The sequence below is a fragment of the Pseudomonas sp. HD6515 genome (genome assembly GCF_024971855.1).
GTDB classification, from domain to species: Bacteria; Pseudomonadota; Gammaproteobacteria; order Pseudomonadales; family Pseudomonadaceae; genus Aquipseudomonas; species Aquipseudomonas alloputida.
On sequence record NZ_CP079827.1, the window covers coordinates 3,037,278 to 3,056,212 of the forward strand.

The window sequence follows — 18,935 nt, forward strand, 5'->3', positions numbered from 1 at the left end:
GCTCAGCAGGCCAGGGCGAGCGTCGCCGGGCCCAGTACCTGGCGCGTCAGCAGCAGCCTGGCCGTACCCTGCCGCTGGCTGGCCAAGGCCAGTGCCGCGCTCTCGGCTACGCCCCAACAGCCACTGTGCTGGTGGGCAGCGGCGGAACGGTGGCTGAGCAGTGGTTCATAGGGTTGCAGTTGCGCGCCATGGTACAGCACCAAGGGCAAACCGAGGCGCTCTGCCAATTGCTGCAAGCCGGGCTCGTCGGCCTTCAGGCTGATGCTTGCGATGCCGCGCAGGTCGGCCAGCGCCAGCCCCTGGTTGTCCAGGGCCTGGCGCAGCAAGCGTTGCAAGGCATCTGCCGGGCAACCCCGGCGGCAGCCAAAACCGGCATAGAAGGCAGGCATCAAGCCTGGCTGGAACGGCGGAACAGCCAGGCGCTGAGCAGGCCCAAGGCCAGCCAGAAGGCGGCGTTGGTCAGCCAGGAGGCGACTTTGAACTGGGTTTCCAATGCTTCAGGGGCCAGGCTTTCGTGCACCTCGGGTTGCGGTGCACCGATTACATGGGGAATGACCAGCAGCACGGCGCCCAGCGCCTTCAGCAGCCAGTGGCGGGCGAACACCAGCAAGGCCAGGCCCAGCGCTGTGGCACTGGCTGTACCAACCCACCAGGTTTGGCGTTGCCCCAGGTCGGCGGCCGCAGTCCCCGGCAGTTCTGGTGGCAAGCCCAAGGTGGGAGCCAGGCAGAACACGGCGAAGCCAGCCAACCCCCACAATGCGCCAGTGGTAGCGCGTTTGGGCTCGCGAAGGCTGTAAAGGGCGGCGAGGATCAGGGCGAAGCCGACTGCGACCACCAGGTTGCCGCCTGTGGTGGACAGCACGCGCTGCCAGCCGTCTTCCGGCGACCAGGCTTCGGCGCTGTGTTCATGAGCGGCCACTTCGCTACCGTGTTCGTGGTGTGCGGCCGGGGCCGAGGACTCGTAGGTTTCCGCCTCCAGAATCAGCGGGGCAACCCAGAAGCTTTGCAGCAAGGTCAGCAACAGGGCTGCAAGGAGCCCGCTGAAACCCGCAGTACGGGCAATGCGCGTGATCATCAGGCGTACTCAGTGGCAGGGGAAGGCGGCGCTGTGGCGGGTGTCGTGGGCAGCGTTGTGCACAGCCTCGATGTGCGAGAACCCGGCAAAGTACACCAGGCACAAACCCAGCAAGCTGGCACCGACGGCGATGATTACACGCTGGCTGAGGGTAACGGGGGTAGCAAGGCTGTGTTGTTTGGCGCTGGTGACGGGCATGACGCGATCCTCTGCTTTTTGTGGGCAATGGGCGAGCGCGGCAGCCCCGGACGTGGTCGCCCAAGGGAATGCAACAGCGCCCGCCCACCGCGGGGTGTTCATGAACGCCAGGCCGGTCTCCGGGCTTGCGAGGAAGAGCTGGGCTCCTGGAACGCGTCACCTTCCCATGCCGCACTACAAGGCACAGTGGTACAGACGCTTCACTCGCTTACCGTTGCGGGGGCAGCACCGGCATTGTCCGGCCCTGCTGAAGGGCCTGGGACGCACCGGTTTCCCGTTTCACCCCCTGAGGGGCACCTGAACGTGAGGCATAAGGAGAGCATGGGGCGGGCTTGGCGTCAATGTCATACAGCGCGCGAGGCTGCCGAGCAGCAGGTAGGACAGGCTCAGGCCTGCCGTGTTCTTCCAGCAGGCAGAAGTGCAGAAACCGGGCGATCACCCGCGGGCGAATGCCGCCAGCTTGTCGCCATCCAGGCGGTAGCGCACCCACTCATCCTGCGCCTCGGCCCCCAGCTTCTGGTAGAAGCCGATCGCTGGCTCGTTCCAGTCCAGCACGCTCCATTCCAGGCGCCCGCAGTTGTTCGCCAGCGCTTCGCGGGCAATGTGCTGCAACAACTGCCGGCCGGCGCCATCGCCGCGTTGTTCGGGGGTTACGTACAGGTCTTCCAGATAGATGCCATTGCGCCCGAGCCAGGTCGAGTAGCTGTAGAAGTACACGGCAAAGCCAATTGCACGGCCATCACGCTCGCACATCAGGGTGTGCACAGTGCTGCCTTCGTCGAACAGGCTGTGCTCGATGTCGGCAAGGGTGGCGACTACCTCGTGGCGCGCGCGTTCGTACTCGGCCAGTTCGGTGATGAAGGTGAGGATCTGCTCGGCATCGGTACGAACGGCAGGGCGAATGGTGAGGCTCATGGTGACGGCTTCCTTGATCCGGATTGTCGGTACAGTGATGTGTATCTGCGTAATTTAATCGAACTGTACCGGTTGCTGGGAGTGGCGCTCCGTTAGTGTGACAGCACCCATAAAGAAAGTGGAATGCCCGCCATGCTTGCCTCTGCCGACCTGCTGACCGCCTTCGTGCTGTTTGCCTTCGTGTCTTCCATCACCCCGGGTCCCAACAACACCATGTTGCTGGCCTCGGGGGTGAACTTCGGCGTGCGCCGCTCGGTCCCTCATGCCTTGGGTATCAGTTTTGGTTTCATGATGATGGTGCTGGCCGTCGGCCTGGGGCTGGGTGAGGTATTCAAGGCCTGGCCACCCCTGTACACGGTGCTGCGCTACGCGGGCGCCGCCTATCTGCTGTACCTGGCCTGGAAGATCGCCACTTCCGGGCCGGTCGGCACGGCCGCGTCCAGTGCCCGTAAACCGCTGGGCTTCTGGGGGGCGGCGGCGTTCCAGTGGGTCAACCCCAAGGCTTGGGTGATGGCGGTAGGGGCGATTACCACCTACACGCCAGCGCAAGGCTATGTAACCAACGTGATCGTCATTGCGGCCTTGTTCGCGTTGGTCAACTTGCCCAGCGTGGGGGTATGGGTGATGTTCGGTAGCGCCCTGCGCAACCTGTTGCAAAATTCGCGCTGGCTGATGCTGTTCAATGTCGTGATGGCCCTGTTGCTGGTGATTTCCCTGTACCCGCTGCTGTTTGTAGAATCAGCGTTTTCCTGACCCCGAGAGTACAGTAAGCCGATGCAGTTGATTCCCTGGTCCCACGAATGCGCCGAAGGTTTCACCCTGCGTGGCTGGCGAACCCCGGCCAGTGGCAAACCGCTGCTGCACTTCCTGCATGGCAACGGCTTCTGTTGTCTGGCTTACCAACCGTTGCTGATGCGCCTGGGCGAGCATTTCGACCTGTGGCTTTGCGACGTTCAGGGCCATGGGGACAGTGATCATGGCGGGGTGTTTCGCGGCTGGAACCGCACCGCTGCCTTGGCGGTGGAGGCCTTTCAGGGCGGACGTGGCGAGTATGGCGACGTACAGCGGTTTGCCGTAGGGCACAGCTTTGGTGGCGTGCTTACGGGGCTGATCCTGGGCAGTGAGCCGCAACTGTTCGCCCGTGCCGTGCTGCTCGACCCGGTACTGTTCAGCCGACGCATGATCGGCGTGATGGGGGCGGCCGCCCTGGTCGGCCTGCATCAGCGCCACGCCCTGGCCCGCAAGGCTGCCACCCGCCGCAGCCACTGGCCCGATCGCGAGTCGGCGTTGGCCTCGCTGCAAGGGCGCGGCATCTTCAAAGGCTGGACCCATGCGGCGCTGCAGGCCTATGTCGAGCATGCCATCGGTGAGTGTGGCGAGGCCGTGGTGCTCAAGTGCCGGCCCAGCCGTGAAGTGGAGATCTTCAGTTCATTCCCTAAACGCATGTGGGCCAGTCTGGCTGCAATCAGGACGCCGACACGGGTGTTGTATGGCGAAGACACCTATCCCTTTGTGCCTCGTTCGGTCAATCGCCTGGCGCTGCTAAACCGCAATGTGACCGCACGGCAAGTTCCCGGTGGGCACTGTTTCATGCAGGAAGACCCGGCCATGGCGGCCGAGCAAGTGCTCGGTTTTTTGCAGGGTTGACTGTTCTGCAGATGGGACGATGCATGCCATTTCAGCCGTCTACCGCTTGATTGGCATCATTGATAAGGTTACCTCAACCAAGAGAGGAGCCTTCTCATGAAAAAGATTCTGGGTATTCACCGCAGCCCTCACGCCCATTGGGTGGGGGATGGTTTCCCGGTGCGCAGCCTGTTCACCTACGACAACCTGGCCAGCCGGATCAGCCCGTTCCTGCTGCTGGATTACGCCGGCCCGCATGATTTCGCCCCGACCCAAGCACGACGCGGTGTAGGCCAGCATCCGCATCGCGGCTTCGAGACCGTGACCATCGTCTACCAAGGTGAACTGGAGCACCGTGATTCCACCGGTGCTGGCGGCTTGATCGGCCCAGGTGACGTGCAGTGGATGACGGCTGCCAACGGGATCATTCATGAAGAGTTTCATTCCCCGGACTTTGCACGCAGTGGCGGCACTCTGGAAATGGTCCAGCTGTGGGTGAACTTGCCGGCGCGGGACAAGCGTGCAGCGGCTGGCTACCAGACGCTGCTGGCCGGCGACATTCCGGTGGTAGCGCTTGACGGTGATGCCGGGTGCTTGCGAGTGATTGCCGGTGACTACCATGGCCACCACGGGCCGGCCAGAACCTTCACCGCGATGGACGTGTGGGATTTGCGGCTCAACGCCGGCGCGGCCTTGCAGTTGCCGGTTGCTGCCGGGCGCAATGCAGCGCTGGTGGTGTTGCGTGGTAACGTTCGAATCAATAGCGAGCGCGAAGCAGGCCCGTCGAGCCTGGTGCTGCTCGACCGGGAGGGTGTAGACGTAGCTGTCGAGGCGCTGGACGGCGCAAGTGTGCTGCTGCTCAGCGGTGAGCCAATCGATGAGCCGATCGTCGGCTACGGCCCGTTCGTGATGAACAGCCAGGCGGAGATTGCCGAGTCGTTCGATGATTTCCATGCCGGGCGGTTTGGGCAGATGCAGGATGAGAGGGGAGGTGCCGCGCACTGATCCTGTTGATTGGGTGGCCTGTCCCGGCCCTGTCGCTGGCAGGCCATCTTCCCACGGCCACCCGGCTGGACATTGGTCAACGCGTTGCTGACCAAGACCACTCGTCGTCAAGTCTGCTAATGCAGTCGAACACTCGGCCCTCGCGGAGAATCTTCCACTAAGGTGCTAAAGGATCCCCCGCAAGCTCATTGCCCGGGCGCATGGACAGCTGGCCGAGCATGCGCAATATCAATTGGCGCCCCGCCCGACAAAGGCGTACTCCCAAACAACAGGCCATCCCACAGAGAGGGTCGTACCATGTCGTTGATAGGCGTTTCGATACTAGAGATGCGGCAACTGATCGAGCAGGCCTGCTTGCCAGACCGCTGTGAAGTCAGCTGCCCGGACGGCGCCAACCTGACCATCCGCCTGGGCCAGGGCCAGGATCTCGATCAGGGTGTGACCCTCAGCGGGGTCGCGCTGCAAAACCTCAACAGTTGCCGTGACCTGGTCAACCTGGTGGAGCAGCTGCATGCGCTGCGTGACAACCACCCGGCGCCACTCAAGGCGATTGCCTGAGCGCGCCTGTCGTGCCCCGGTCAGCCAAGGCTGGCCGGGCTGCTGAAAGCAACGCGCTGGCATGCGCCCAGGCAGCCACAACCCCCGTTGATCGGCTTATTGCAGTTCCAGCAGCAGGTTCAATCCACCGTCGCCGCACTTTCCCTTCTCGCGAACCACGCCGTGGTAACTCCGCCCATCCCAGATGAAGGCCACACTGTGAGCTCGGTCGATCTTGTCAGGCAGTGGGGGGCACACGTGCAGGCGCAGCCCTGGGCGACCCTGCAGGTTGAGGGCGGCGAGCTGGCATTGGCATTCCACGCGTTGCGCCACCGGGCCGAACAGGGTGTCGCGTACGTAATCGAGCTGCAGCGAAGCATTGGGTGCGCGGCCAGGCATCTTCATCGGTACATGGCTCCGTTGCAACGGCTCGAAGAACCAGGCGGGTTGGGCATGGCAGGCTCCAGACAAAAGAAAGGCGGCTTATCATTCGAAGCTTGCCTGGCCAAGATGTTCAATGTGTTTCATGTGCGTTCATCTTGTTTTGCGCGGGGTGGCAGATGACGGCCCCTGTTCAGGCACCCGCCTTGCGCAAGGTTAGGTTGATCCGCCGTTCGCCCAGGCGCGGATGCACACCGGGTTTGATCGGTAGCACGCCGTGGAAGCGCAAGCGGTCTTCGCCGCCCCAAACCAGCACATCGCCGTGGCTCAGCGCAATGCGCTGAGCCTTGTCGGCACGCTGCAGGCCGCCGAACAGGAACACCGCCGGTAAGCCCAATGACACCGACACGATCGGCTGGCCGAAATCCTGCTCGTCGCGGTCCTGGTGCAGACTCAGGCGTGTGCCTGGCAGGTAATGGTTGACCAGGCAGGCATCCGGCACAAAACCGTCAAACCCGGCCATGGCTGCCGCGCGGGAGGCCAAGGCGAGCAGAACCGGGGGCAGGGCGGGCCAGGGCTGGCCACTGAGTGGGTCGCTGGGGCTGTACCGGTAGCCATGTTGATCACTCACCCACCCCAGCGTACCGCAGTTGGTCAGGCCCACTGCCATGCGCAGGCCTCCTGGGGTGTACATGTGCCGGAACGGCGCAGCACGCAGCACCGGACGCAGGGCATCAAGCAGCGCCTCGGTTTCGGCCAGGGCGAAGCCGGGCAGCAGCACGGTGTGGCTGGCCAGGCGTTGCGGCTGGGCGCCGAACAGGTCGAGGTCGGACTGGATCATGCGGCTGCACATCTTCGAGCGGTTTGCCATTGTACCCGACAGATACACGTCAAGGGATCGCACACGCCGATCGGATCGAACGATTGCAGAGGGCGGGATAACAGAAAAAGGAACCGCGGCACCAGGGAGAGGAGCACCGCGGTTCAAGGGGGAGCGGTTTACTGCTGGGTCACAGTGGCCAGGTTCGCGCTGCCCAGCTGGGTGATGGTGGCGGATTGGGCGACGCCACTTTGGTCGACGAACGCCTTGTTGCTTTGGCCTCCCTGGGTCACGTAGGCGACGTTGATGCTGTCAGTCTGTTTGATGGTGGCTTCGTTTCCGCTTCCGTAGAGTTGGTTGGTGTAGCTCTGGTTGCTATAGCCGGACTGGTCGAGCGTGATGGTGTTGCCGGTGCCCTGGCTGCTGCCGTAGGCATAGTTGTCGGTCCCACGCTGGTCGGCGATCAGAATGTTGTCAGTGCCGTTCTGTTCGAAGTACAGCTCGTTGCTGACGTCATCCTGCTTGGTCGACATCTGGTTGCCTTTACCCGTCTGGGTCAACGTGGCCTGCTGGTCAGCGCCCTTCTGGGTCAGATTGACACCGTTGCCATTGCCCGTCTGGTTGATGGTGGCGTTCTGGTTGGTGCCGAACTGGCCACCCATCTTGGCGCCTTTCCAGTTACTGGCGGTGATGCTGTTGCCATTGCCTTGGGTGTTGATGGTCAGGTTGAGATTCTCACCATTCTGATAGGTGAAATGCAGGTTGTTGTTGCCGGTTTGGGTAATGGTGGTGGTCGAGTTGTTGGTCTCGAACTGGTCCGACCAACTGGCGTTGGCATTGCCTTGCTGCGACAGGCTGACCTTGTTGCTGACGCCGAAGCTCTGGTCGATATAGCCTTCGTTCGACTGGCCGGTCTGGACTACGGAGGCCTGGCTACCGATCTGTGTGTCCTGCCACACTTCCACGGAGTTGCCGCCCCCGTACTGGCCAATGGCAATGGTGCCACCGGTGCCTTCGCGCTGGTCGCCATAGGCCCAGTTGTCGTGGCCATCCTGATAGACCTGGATATCGCCATCGATATGGTTCAGGTGCTCGGCGGCGGCGTAGTTGTCCTGGCCGGTCTGGTTGACGGTGCTGCGGTTGTTGCTGCCACCGAAGGTCTGCTCGATGAACGCTTCGTTGCGCTGGCCGGATTGCCAGCTGGTGGCTTTGCTGCCTTCCTGGCTGTCCTGCCACACGGTGGATTTATTGCCGACGCCTTGTTGGGTTTGCAGCGATTCGTTGTTTGACCCTATCGACTGGCTGGCGAAGGCATCGTTGTAGCTGCCTCCGGCGTGCTGGGTGATCTGGCTGCCGTTCTCGAACAGTTGCTCAGCGTAGCCGGCGTTGTACTGGCCGGTGGCGCTCTGCTGAATATCGCTGGTGCTTTCGGTCTGCACGGCGAGGTGGTTGTGGCCCTTGCCAGTCTGGTTCTGGGTGGCCGAGGCGAAGGATGCCTGGGTCTGAGAGACTTCGGCGATGTTTTCCTTGCCGTCCTGGGTCTGGGACGAGGTGCTGTCAGCAGCCATGGCCTGACCTGCGAGGGCCAGGACGATAGCGGCACTTAACGGAGCGAGCTTGTACATGGTGGTGCCTCCAGGTCTATCGGTATTGGGTGATCTGAACATGCTGGCCATTGCCAGCCTGGGTCACGGAGCTGTTGAGCCCCGAGCCGGACTGCACGATGCTGGCGCTGTTGTCGTTGCCGATCTGCTCGATGGCAGCGTTGTTGCTGCTGCCACTCTGGCGAATCGACGCGCTGTTGCCATTTCCCTGTTGGCGGATGATGGCCATCAGGTCACTGCCTTCCTGCAAGATGTACGCTTCCTGGGCACCGCCGGACTGGACGATACGGCCCAGCAGGGCCTGACCGTTCTGGTCGATGGCGGCGCGGTTGCCTGACCCTTGCTGCTCGATCACCGCAGCCTGGCCGGCACCGGCCGGCAGCAGGCGGATGATCACGGGTTCACCGAGGTCGTTGCCGGGTGCGAGGTCGGCATTGTCCATCAGGTCCTCTGCCCAGCAGGCCTGGCCCGCCAGGGCCAGGCAGAGCAACAGGGAGTACAGCCGTTTCATCGAAGCCTCCGGCTTTTACTGCACGACTACGTTGACGGTGCGCGTGGTGCCTTGGCTGGTTGTGATCGTCGCCGTCGGTGCCGCAGTCGGGATGATCGTGGTGCTATTGCTCACCGCCAGGCGCCAGCGACCGGTCAGCGCTACCGTGGCCGTACCCAAGGTCTGGACGCCGGTAGTCGTGGTTACCCGCACGGTTACGGTATTGCCGGTGGTCACCGACGAGGTGCCACTGATGTCCCAGTTGTAACGGTTGTTGGAGCGCGCCGTGACCGTGGCTGCCGTGACGGCGAAGGTTTCAGCGGCAGGCCGAGGCGACACGTTGACGGTGACCGTACCTGGGGTGGACAGCCCCCCCAGCGAGTCACGTGCCTGGTAGGTGAAGGTGGTGGTGAAGGCTGTGGTTACAGTGGCCGGTGGGGTATAGGTGACGGTTGTGCCGTCGGTGCTGACCGTGCCGCGGCCGGCGGCCGGCTGGGTGATGTTGGTCACGCTCAGCGGTACGTTGCCTTCTGGGTCGGTGTCGTTGGCCAGTACGTTGATGGTCAATGGCACGCCCAAGGTGGCGACGGTTTCCGGGTTGGCAGTCGGTGCCTGGTTAGGTGCGACGTTGATCGTGACCGTGGCCGGTTCCGATTTCAGCCCCTTGGCATCCACCGCCCGGTAGCTGAAGTTGGCTACCAGCGGTTGTGTGGCCCCGGTCGGCGGCGTGTAGGTAACCGAGGTGGTGCCATTCATCACGACGCCGCCAAGGCCGGTCCCAGGTTGGGTCAGGTCGCTGATGGTCAGCGGCACGTTGCCATCCGGGTCGCTGTCGTTCAGCAGCAGGTTGAGTGTGATCGGTACACCGACACTGGTGCTGCCGACATCGGCCTGGGCGAGCGGTGGCTGGTTGGCGGCCTCGACCGGGGCGTTGCCGACCACGATCACTGGCTCTACATCACTACCGCCGCGGGCAGACTTGACCGTAACGGTGGCGGGCGGTTGCGCCAAGTCGTTGACCGTGATGCTTTGCAGTGTGCCCGATTTCGACAGGCGGCCGTAGCCTTGGGCGAGCAGGTCGGGGACCGCTACTTCGTCGCTGGAACTGGCCTCGATCAACAGACGTTTGTTGGCCCAGTCGTAGCGTGCGGTGCTGACTTTGACCACGTCGCTGAGCTTGCTCGAGAGCGCAGTCGGCTGGGTGCCGCCGACTGCGTTGCTGGCGGTGACAACCACCACCTCTGGCGGCACCGACTGGTTGAACTGCTGGCTGAAGAACAAACCGTTGTTGTCCGAAGTCAGGGTGAACTGACAAGGCGAAGGCGGCGTGCCGATCAGTGCCAGGCCATTGCGCATACACAGGCTGGCCTCACTCGGGGCCTTGGCGAACACCTCCACGCGGGTACCGCTGCCGTTGCGCGAGTAGGTGGCGCGCTCCAGCGTGACCGGGGTTTGTGCTCGCGGGTCCAGCACCTTGCCAGACACTGTGAACGTGTTGGTCTGAATGGCGCCCGCGGGCCCTTCGATGCGCACGAAGTTGGTATTGAAGGGGCTACCGGTTACCGCTTCGGTGATATTGGGGTCGCCGATGTAGGTTTCGGTGGTGCCAGTGTCAGGATTGACCTCTGTATACGGCCCGCCAACCCCCTTCAGCCAAGGGCCGATCGCCCCCCCCAGCGCCCCCCGGAAGTTGCCGGGAGCGCCAATGCCTATGTCCCGGGTGATATTGATCGCGCGACGACCTGCCGTGGTGACGTTGACCGTCTCCACCCCGTAAGGGTGCGTGATGGTGTAGGTACCGGTGCGTGGGACCGAAGCGCGGATACGGATGCGGGCGAAGCTTTGCTGATCACCGTCTACCGGGTTTTCAGCCGCGAAGGCTGCCTCTATACCGGCAACGTAGACCTCCAGTTCATAACCGCTGTTACCTACTTGTGGTATCGAGGTTTCGGCCAGGAACCAGAACATCTCGGGTGGCCAGTTATCTGGAAATACCAGCGGCAGGGCATCGTCATAGATCCCGGGCTCGGGCAACAAGGTGCACATGTAGGCGGGCGCCCCTGGTGCGCCTGGCGCACGGGTGCTGGTGGCACGCGACTGGCACAGCTCCAGGGATTGGTCGAGGCTGTCCTTGTACCACATCGGATAGCCACCCGTGGCGAAGGTGTAGGGCCCCGGGTCGACATCAGACAGCGCGGCGAACGCGGCGCTGGTAACGGTAAGAGAGAAACCGGCGGCCAACAGCGCACGGCGCGACCAAGTGTTCATGCTGCCTCCTTGAAGGCTGAGCCTTTGTCTGTTCATGGCACCAGCACCACGTCTTCGGTGTCGCTACCACCGTTGGCGCTGGTGACCTGCACCTTGGCCGGCGGAATGGGCGAGAGGGTCATGCTCAATGTCTTCACGGCGCCGGTACCGCCAAGGTTGCCGATCAACGTGCCGTTGCCGGTATGCGCGGTAAGTACGGGTGGTGTGGTCTCGTCGCTGGTGTTGGCCACCAGGGTCAGCTCGCCGGTAGACAAGCGGTACTGGGCCTGTGTGATGGTGACCAGGTCGGTCAGGGGGACGTTGCTGGTGGTCAGGCTGCTGGTCGGGATTGCCACGCTGTTGTCAGCGGACAGTGTCACGAGGGTTCCGGCCGCCGGGTTGAGGACTGACTGGGCGTACCAGGCGCCGGTGCCGTTGGCCTCGGTGAGGCTCAGGTTGGGGGTCTGACTGGTCAGGGTGACGCTTGCCGGTGGCGGCGGGGCCAACACGAAGATGTCTTGCTGGGCGATGAGGTCGCCGTTCTCGGTATGGCGTGAGTAAGTGCTGCGTTGTGGCATCAGCGGGGTTGGCAAGGCCACTTCGGAAAGCTTGCCCGAGACAGCGAACAGCTCGGTGCGCAGGTCGATGCCACCAGGGCCCTCAATGCGTACGTAGTTGGTGTTGAATGGGCTGCCGGTGACCCGCTCTTCCAGGTTCGGGTCGCCGATGAAGCGCTCGTTGCCTTCGGTGTAGGGGCCGTTGACACTGCGCAGAAACGGCCCGACATCACCCTTGAGTGCGCCGGTGAAGTCGCCTGCCCCGGCGATGCCGATGTCACGGGTCATGTTGATCGCCCGGCGCCCTGCAACGGGCACATCGAACACTTCAACGCCATAGGGGTGGGTGACCACGTAGGTGCCCGCGGTGGGTACGTCGACCCGGATACGGACCCGGGCGAAGCTGACCTGGTCACCCTCGACAGGTTCTTCGGCAGCGAATGCCGCTTCGATCGCCGTGCCATAGCTGAGGTCGATGCCACGGGCGGCGTCGACGATTGCAGCGTCGGCAGTGAACCAGAACGCTTCGTCAGGGAAGTTGGTGGGGAAGACGATGGGTTGGGTATCGTCGAACACACCAGGCGTGGGCAGCAGCGTGCACATGTATGAGGGTGCACCAGGTGCGCCGGCGACCCGGGAGCTGACGGCCTTGGTCAGGCACAGGTCGAGGGTACGACCGTGGCTGTCCTGGTACCAGGCGGGGAAGCCGCCATTGGCAGGGACGTAAGCGCCTGGATCGACAGCGTTCAAGGCGGCCTGCGCGGGAAGCTGGAGCATGCCGGCGAAAATCGCCACTGCCAGCGGGTGGGGTATCGGTCGGTGCATGAGTCAATTCCTCCTGCAAACGGGCCCATGGACTTGGGGCGTCTGGGAGGAGATCGGCAAGAGCTGTGCCAATATCTGAAAGTTGCGCTGCAGGCCTTGGGGGGCAAGGGGCGAGCCTCTCCGCGAGGGATTTTGCAAGCGGCTGGCGGTGGGCAGCGTTCCCCCAAGGTTGGGGATTGGGGGCCGGTAATTTCAACCCGGTTTTCGATGTAGAGCCGATCGCTGAATACAGTCAGGATCAGGCAGTAGGCGCGGCCGGTTATTCTTGCGATCTGGAGGCCCGTGGTTTGCGTGGTTTTTTCGCCGGCCGCTTACCGGGCTTGAGCTGCCAGCGGTCGGCGTTGGCGAGCAGGCGTGCCTGGATTGCGGGTGGGTAGTCGCTCAGGGTTGTCACGGGTGGGACTGGCTTGCCGGGCAGGCCGGCCTCGCGGATGACCTTCGGCCAGCGCGGTCGCCAGCACAGCAGCAGGCTGAGCCAGTGGGCGGTGCCGATGATGACGAACGCGGGCCAGACAAACAACAGCGCAACTTTGAACAGCCAGCTGCTTTTGCGGAAGAAACGCCCAAGGCCTTCGAACTGGGCGCTGAATGCCTGGAGGGGTGAGGGTAGCTGGGTGCTCAGGCGGGGGCGGGGGACGGCGTGTGGGCCTTCTTCCATGTAACGGCGGATGAATTCCCACTCATCACGCAGTTCGCTGCCGCCTTGGCCTTGTTTGCCCAGCAGGGCCATCTCCATGTGGGGCAGGCCGGTGCGGCTGGGGTGCCAGATTAGGCCGAGTCGTATTCCAACGCTTAGCGAATCATCTTCTGGGCGAATGCCCGTGCTGCCGGTTGTTTTCCAGGGGAAGGTGACGATGCCACCACAGTAGCTGGGTCGATGGAGGTGGACCTGTTGAGTTATTCGATTGAAGCGAATAAGTAGATGCCGACTGGTCAGCATTTCCAGTCGCGAGATTTTTACGCCGTACTTCAGGTAAAAATACAATGCTGCTCCTGAAGCTGAAGCCAAGAGAGCTGTAAGTAAGACTGCTATAAAGGAGATTGAATAAGGTTGGGTGATATCAAGCCAGATGGAACCGACAGCTATGCCGATTCCGAAAATTATCCCAGGCAGTACTCCGCCGATCGTGACTAGCGTAATGAGGCCGCGCTTCTCTTCTGAGCCGCCACAGCGCATTTCTATGTAGGTTTCATTGAATGCATAAACAGGGCCGCGTAGGAGGGGTGTTTCACTTACCTGGCAAAAGTGAATTTCTTCATTCAGGTCGCCTTCATAAAAATCTCTATTTGCGCGCTTCTCTGCTGGTGTCATCCCTGCTTCGTACGTTCTACGTGCAGCTTCTGGCTGAGTTGCCATCTGCCAGAATCCCCATTCGATAAGATACATTATAAAACCTCGCTGATAGCAGAATGTAGGGCGCTCAGTTCTTCCTGCTCTTCATAGGGCTTGATATTTTTATGAGTTCGGAAGCAGCTGCGTTTGCACCACTTCTCTAACGCGTCATCTTCCAAAATATAGATTATGAGTGTCAGGATGAGTCCGATCCAAAATGCACCTAAGACTAAACGTGCAAGCAGTAGGCGAGCAGCTTGTGTTCCCAGTTTATTGGCGAGCGCGCCCATGGATGTTGTCATCATTCTCACAAGTTTTGTTTTGGCATTCTGAGATAGGTGGTCAAAAAGAGGTTTTGCGATTGCAATGGCTGTTCCTGCTTCCGCCAGCGAAATTGTAATAGTTGCCAGTGCCCGCGATGCGTATGCGAGTGCCAGTGTTCTAGGTTTTTTTGTACTTTGTTCGGTAAGGTTTTGCTGGCGGTATACTAACTGCTGAGCCGCATCGGCGAAGTCCCACCAGGCGAGTACGAAACCACCTGTCACAGCTAAACTGGCGCCCCATAGTTTCAAACGCCCTAAAGCGGCCGCTGCTCCTCGTCCGGTCACACTGTTCGCGCCGTACCGCGCGACCACCTGGTCCACATAGCTGGCTCCAACTTCAAAGCCCGCCGCTGCCGTGGTCATCGCGGCCGCCAGGAGTTCGGTCTTCACCCGCGCATCACTGTCAGGCAGTTCGCGCGCTTTGAAGGCCATCAGCATCCCCTCCAGCAGGCACACCAGCCCGGAGACACGCACTTTGTAGAAGTCACTGTTCCGGGCCTGCATCAACCCTTCAGCCCAGGCCTGGTCGAGGTACCTTGATACCTGGCCTGCACTGCGTTGTGGGTCAATGGGCTGCCCGCTACGTGCAGCTTCACTCAGGCGAATATCGACAGCCGCTTCATGCACCGAAGCGAACAAGGTCAGCCGCAAACCCTGGTGCAACGCGCGGTCCATGCTGTTGGGGGTCGCGGTGCGCAGCACTTGCCGCCCCAGCGCGACGTACCAGGCATACAGGCCGATGCTGGCCGTGCTGCTCTGTGCCTGGATCTGTTCGTACAGGGTGTTGATGCGCCCAAAGGCATTGGCAGCGGCATGGGCTTGCCTGGCAAGTGCTTCCGGCAGGGCGAAGGATGACGCTGACGACGGTTCGGCCTTGGCGGCTTCCAGCAGTGCCGCCAGTGCTTCCCGCAGGTCCTCCTGGTTGTAGGTGATGCCGCGTATTGCCAGGTTGCCCCGGTCTGCTACGTCGCTGCGCCACCAGTGGTCCAGCACCTTTGTACCCCCTTCACTCAACTCCATGCCGATCACGCACTGGCCGGTCTGCTCGGCAAAGGCCAGGCCGTTGATGAGGTCGGCGTTGTCGTAGCGGTCCAGTGCCTGCAACAACCGTTCGCTGGCCACCCAGCGGGTATGGTCCTTGGCGCGGTCCTCGGCGGTAGCAGGAAGTGATGGTTCAAAGAGTCCATGGGTACGCTCCATCTGCAAGGATGATGTATGGCATCAATTGATCTCCTTGGGCCTTCTGGGCGTGCGCGGTTTGCGTGGCTTTTTCTCCGGCCGCTTGCCGGGCTTGAGCTGCCAGCGGTCGGCGTTGGCGAGCAGGCGTGCCTGGATTGCGGGTGGGTAGTCGCTCAGGGTTGTCACGGGTGGGACTGGCTTGCCGGGCAGGCCGGCCTCGCGGATGACCTTCGGCCAGCGCGGTCGCCAGCACAGCAGCAGGCTGAGCCAGTGGCCGGCGCCGATGATGACGAACGCGGGCCAGACAAACAGCAGCGCAACTTTGAACAGCCAGCTGCTTTTGCGGAAGAAACGCCCAAGGCCTTCGAACTGGGCGCTGAATGCCTGGAGGGGTGAGGGTAGCTGGGTGCTCAGGCGGGGGCGGGGGACGGCGTGTGGGCCTTCTTCCATGTAACGGCGGATGAATTCCCACTCATCACGCAGTTCGCTGCCGCCTTGGCCTTGTTTGCCCAGCAGGGCCATCTCCATGTGGGGCAGGCCGGTGCGGCTGGGGTGCCAGACCAGGCCGAGTCGCATGCCCATGCTGAGTGAGTCATCTTCTGGATATAAGCCAGTGCTCCCGGTTGTTTTCCAGGGGAAAGTGACGATTCCACCGCAATAGTGCGGTCTATGCAGATGAACTTGCTGGGTGTTCCGGTTGAAGCGGACAAGTAGGTGGCGACTGGTTAGTATTTCCAGTCTTGTCAACTGAAATCCATATTTTGCATATAAATAGTAGGCCATGCCGCCGATGGATAGCATGTATATGGTAAACAGGATCGAGGTGGGGGAAATAAATTCAGGCTGAGTAAGAGTGCTGTAAATTGAGCCAAGCGTTATATATAGCCATGCATAAGTCATCGGGCCCAAGCCGCCTAAGGTCATTAATGTAATAATTCCACGCTTTTCTTCCGAGCCGCCGCACCTCATTTCCATATAGGTATCATTGAAGGTGAATATGGGGCCGCGTGTGCGTGGGGTGCTGCTGACTGAGTTGAAGTGGATGTCCTCGTTTAGTTCGCTTTCATATAAATCTACAGTTGTCGGCTTGTTTGCTGGCTTTGTATTCGCATTTTCTTGAGTCGATAGTTTCCAAAACCCCCATTCTATTAGATACATTTACAGTACCTCACTGAAGGCCGAGTGGAGATTTGCCAGTTCTTCTTCTTCGGTGAATGTGCTTGACTTTTTATCAATGCGATAAGTGCTACGTTTGCACCATTTTTCCAAGGCATCATCTTCAAATATGATAATGATTGCCGTTAGTGCTAGACCTAGCCAGAAAGCGCCGAGGACCAGTCGTGCTAACATAAGGCGAGCAGTTGCTGTACCTAATGTACTGGAGAGCACGCTCAGTGACTGACTTAGCGCCCTTAAAAGTCGGTGTCTACCGTTTTGTGCCAAATGCTCGAAAAGCGGGCGGGCTATTGCGATGGCAGTACCTAACTCGGCTAAAGACAAGGCTGACGTCGCCATTGCGCGTGTGAAATATGCGCCGCTCAATAAACGAGACTTTGTCAGTGCACTATCTTGAGAGTAATGCTGCACGCCATCCATAAAATCCCACCATGCCAGTACGAAACCACCTGTCACAGCTAAACTAGCGCCCCATAGTTTCAAACGCCCTAAAGCGGCCGCTGCTCCTCGTCCGGTCACACTGTTCGCGCCGTACCGCGCGACCACCTGGTCCACATAGCTGGCTCCAACTTCGAAGCCCGCCGCTGCCGTGGTCATCGCGGCCGCCAGGAGTTCGGTCTTCACCCGCGCATCACTGTCAGGCAGTTCGCGCGCTTTGAAGGCCATCAGCATCCCCTCCAGCAGGCACACCAGCCCGGAGACACGCACTTTGTAGAAGTCACTGTTCCGGGCCTGCATCAACCCTTCAGCCCAGGCCTGGTCGAGGTACCTTGATACCTGGCCTGCACTGCGTTGTGGGTTAATGGGCTGCCCGCTACGTGCAGCTTCACTCAGGCGAATATCGACAGCCGTTTCATGCACCGAAGCGAACAAGGTCAGCCGCAAACCCTGGTGCAACGCGCGGTCCATGCTGTTGGGGGTCGCGGTGCGCAGCACTTGCCGCCCCAGCGCGACGTACCAGGCATACAGGCCGATGCTGGCCGTGCTGCTCTGTGCCTGCATCTGTTCGTACAGGGTGTTGATGCGCCCAAAGGCATTGGCAGCGGCATGGGCTTGCCGGGCAAGTGCTTCCGGCAGGGCGAAGGATGACGCTGACGACGGTTCGGCCTTGGCGGCTTCCAGCAGCGCCGCCAGTGCTTCCCGCAGGTCCTCCTGGTTGTAGGTGATGCCGCGTATTGCCAGGTTGCCCCGGTCTGCCACGTCGCTGCGCCACCAGTGGTCCAGCACCTTCGTGCCCCCTTCACTCAACTCCATGCCGATCACGCACTGGCCGGTCTGTTCGGCAAAGGCCAGGCCGTTGATGAGGTCGGCGTTGTCGTAGCGGTCCAGTGCCTGCAACAAGCGTTCGCTGGCCACCCAGCGGGTATGGTCCTTGGCGCGGTCCTCGGCGGCTTGCTGGGCGTGTTGCATGGCCTGCTCGAAACCGTCGAGCTGATCGTGCATGGCCTGGCGGTCGACCAGGTGGCCGTATTTCTGGTCGAACCGCTTGCGGAACTCGCCGGCATCCTGGCGGGCCTGGACTTTGCTGCGGACCTCGCGCTCGAACTGCGCCAGGTGGGGCTTCATGCGTTCATCATGGGCATCGGCCTGTTGATTGGCCCGTTCGGAGAACAAGTAGATCTCGGGATGCAGGTGGGGCTGGTTGCGGACTTTTTCGGCCATGACTTCGCGCTTGACGATCTGCTCGGCCACCATCTGCGGGTAGAGTTTTTCGATTTCCAGGAACGACTGCGCGACCAGCAGCTTGCGTTCGTTGTCCACCCCGGGTTCCACGGTGCGCGCCAGCCACTGGGTCTTCACATCCTCGACAGCGGCGTTGCGCCAGGCGTTGAGCTCCTGGGTGATCCCGATGGCGTCTTCGATGACGATGGCGGCGCCACGGGGTTTGCTGTGGTTCACCAGCGGTGCCAGCGCTTGGCGTGATGCGTGCGGCGAGACGATCTGGTCGTTGTTGAACGGCTGCAGGTCCAGCAGTGCCTGCAGGTCTGCATCGTTTTGGGCCTTGAAGTCGGCCACCCAGTTCAGTTGGTCATGCTTGAGGACGTGGGGCTGTGGCGGGGCGTCGGAAGGCTGGATGAAGCGGGCGATATCGATCGTGGGCAGGCTGCTGCGGTATTCGTCGTCGAGCAGGCGGTAGTTGTCGAGCATGCGCGGGGTCAGCGGGGAAGGGCTGAACAATGGGCGCAGCTCCTGGATGTCATCCAGGTCGTAGAGGGTGATGGTCCAGCCGAAACCGCGAAGGATCTCATCCAGATTGCCGGCGCTGGGGGCAGGCGCCCAGGGGGCGTCGCTGCTGATGTACAGCAGCGAGCCATTGGGCGCCACGCGGTACTGGCTGTGCCATTCGTAGGCCGGTGCGCTATGGCGCTTGATCAGCAGGTAGAGAAAGCCCTCACGCAAAGGGCGGATGGCGTAGCTGGAGTGGGTCAGCTCGCCGACCTCCTGGAACGGGCTGAGATAGCCCGGCAATTTGGGCAGGCGGGCACGTTGTGCCGGGTTGCCGCCGACGGCGGCGTAGCGCAGGGGCAGCAGTTCGAAGCGGCGGGTGCAGTCGGCGACGGGGCTGTTGCGCAGGGCCGGGCGGTAGCCGGAGGTGATGCGCCTGCACAGTTCGAGGGTTTCGCTGAGTGAGTCCATGGTTGTG

The 18,935-nt window shown here is 61.7% G+C and carries 17 protein-coding genes, 1 pseudogene and 1 riboswitch; of the genes and pseudogenes, 4 read left to right on the top strand and 14 right to left on the bottom strand.

Features of this window, described 5'->3' with window-relative positions; genetic code table 11:
- Positions 1-2 precede the first annotated feature (2 nt).
- The 4 genes from KW568_RS14050 to KW568_RS14065 form a co-directional block, all read right to left on the bottom strand.
- Positions 3-389, bottom strand: a complete 387-nt coding sequence (locus tag KW568_RS14050) for a cobalamin biosynthesis protein (protein ID WP_003253817.1) — start codon at positions 387-389, stop codon at positions 3-5.
- Entirely contained in the window at positions 389-1,075 is a 687-nt protein-coding gene (locus KW568_RS14055) for a CbtA family protein (protein ID WP_003253815.1), read from the bottom strand. The genes KW568_RS14050 and KW568_RS14055 overlap by 1 nt, the downstream gene beginning before the upstream one ends.
- Positions 1,076-1,084: 9 nt before the next feature.
- Positions 1,085-1,273: a CbtB domain-containing protein gene (locus KW568_RS14060; protein WP_003253813.1), complete on the bottom strand. Its 189-nt coding sequence runs from the start codon at positions 1,271-1,273 to the stop codon at positions 1,085-1,087.
- Between the two features lie 92 nt (positions 1,274-1,365).
- Positions 1,366-1,589, bottom strand: a riboswitch (cobalamin riboswitch).
- Positions 1,590-1,708: 119 nt separating this feature from the next.
- On the bottom strand, positions 1,709-2,188 hold the full coding sequence (locus tag KW568_RS14065) for a GNAT family N-acetyltransferase (RefSeq protein WP_003253811.1): 480 nt from the start codon (positions 2,186-2,188) through the stop codon (positions 1,709-1,711).
- Positions 2,189-2,311: 123 nt separating this feature from the next.
- Here KW568_RS14065 and KW568_RS14070 point away from each other — a divergent pair, with 123 nt between their 5' ends.
- From KW568_RS14070 to KW568_RS14085, 4 genes are all read left to right on the top strand, one after another.
- Positions 2,312-2,941, top strand: coding sequence for a LysE family translocator (locus KW568_RS14070; protein ID WP_012052198.1), 630 nt, complete (start codon positions 2,312-2,314; stop codon positions 2,939-2,941).
- Between the two features lie 21 nt (positions 2,942-2,962).
- Positions 2,963-3,835 carry an alpha/beta fold hydrolase gene (locus tag KW568_RS14075; RefSeq protein WP_003253806.1) on the top strand — a complete coding sequence of 291 codons (873 nt, stop codon included), beginning with the start codon at positions 2,963-2,965 and terminating at the stop codon, positions 3,833-3,835.
- Positions 3,836-3,931: 96 nt separating this feature from the next.
- Positions 3,932-4,819, top strand: a complete 888-nt coding sequence (locus tag KW568_RS14080) for a pirin family protein (RefSeq protein WP_004576573.1) — start codon at positions 3,932-3,934, stop codon at positions 4,817-4,819.
- A 297-nt stretch (positions 4,820-5,116) separates the two neighbouring features.
- Positions 5,117-5,377 (top strand): DUF1652 domain-containing protein, encoded by a 261-nt coding sequence (locus KW568_RS14085; protein ID WP_033725899.1) that lies wholly within the window; start codon positions 5,117-5,119, stop codon positions 5,375-5,377.
- Between the two features lie 96 nt (positions 5,378-5,473).
- On the opposite strand, the gene KW568_RS14090 is transcribed toward KW568_RS14085, so the two are convergent.
- The 10 genes and pseudogenes from KW568_RS14090 to KW568_RS14135 form a co-directional block, all read right to left on the bottom strand.
- Positions 5,474-5,761 (bottom strand): hypothetical protein, encoded by a 288-nt coding sequence (locus KW568_RS14090; protein WP_004576574.1) that lies wholly within the window; start codon positions 5,759-5,761, stop codon positions 5,474-5,476.
- A gap of 169 nt (positions 5,762-5,930) precedes the next feature.
- Positions 5,931-6,590, bottom strand: a complete 660-nt coding sequence (alkB, locus tag KW568_RS14095) for a DNA oxidative demethylase AlkB (RefSeq protein WP_019751428.1) — start codon at positions 6,588-6,590, stop codon at positions 5,931-5,933.
- Between the two features lie 146 nt (positions 6,591-6,736).
- Positions 6,737-8,182, bottom strand: coding sequence for a curlin (locus KW568_RS14100; RefSeq protein ID WP_003253796.1), 1,446 nt, complete (start codon positions 8,180-8,182; stop codon positions 6,737-6,739).
- A gap of 16 nt (positions 8,183-8,198) precedes the next feature.
- A complete protein-coding gene (locus KW568_RS14105; RefSeq protein WP_004576576.1) occupies positions 8,199-8,672 on the bottom strand; it encodes a curlin-associated protein in 474 nt (157 codons plus the stop codon).
- A 15-nt stretch (positions 8,673-8,687) separates the two neighbouring features.
- Positions 8,688-10,919 (bottom strand): Ig-like domain-containing protein, encoded by a 2,232-nt coding sequence (locus KW568_RS14110; protein WP_003253792.1) that lies wholly within the window; start codon positions 10,917-10,919, stop codon positions 8,688-8,690.
- 32 nt (positions 10,920-10,951) lie between these two features.
- Positions 10,952-12,280, bottom strand: a complete 1,329-nt coding sequence (locus KW568_RS14115; protein ID WP_004576577.1) for a hypothetical protein — start codon at positions 12,278-12,280, stop codon at positions 10,952-10,954.
- Between the two features lie 259 nt (positions 12,281-12,539).
- Positions 12,540-13,667, bottom strand: a complete 1,128-nt coding sequence (locus KW568_RS14120) for a DUF6708 domain-containing protein (protein ID WP_082423784.1) — start codon at positions 13,665-13,667, stop codon at positions 12,540-12,542.
- A pseudogene (locus KW568_RS14125) lies at positions 13,667-15,091 on the bottom strand (T6SS effector BTH_I2691 family protein); the annotation flags it as partial. The gene KW568_RS14120 and the pseudogene KW568_RS14125, both read right to left, overlap by 1 nt.
- Before the next feature lie 66 nt (positions 15,092-15,157).
- On the bottom strand, positions 15,158-16,273 hold the full coding sequence (locus KW568_RS14130) for a DUF6708 domain-containing protein (protein WP_087535256.1): 1,116 nt from the start codon (positions 16,271-16,273) through the stop codon (positions 15,158-15,160).
- Positions 16,274-18,928, bottom strand: a complete 2,655-nt coding sequence (locus tag KW568_RS14135; protein ID WP_259538791.1) for a T6SS effector BTH_I2691 family protein — start codon at positions 18,926-18,928, stop codon at positions 16,274-16,276.
- Positions 18,929-18,935: the final 7 nt, after the last annotated feature.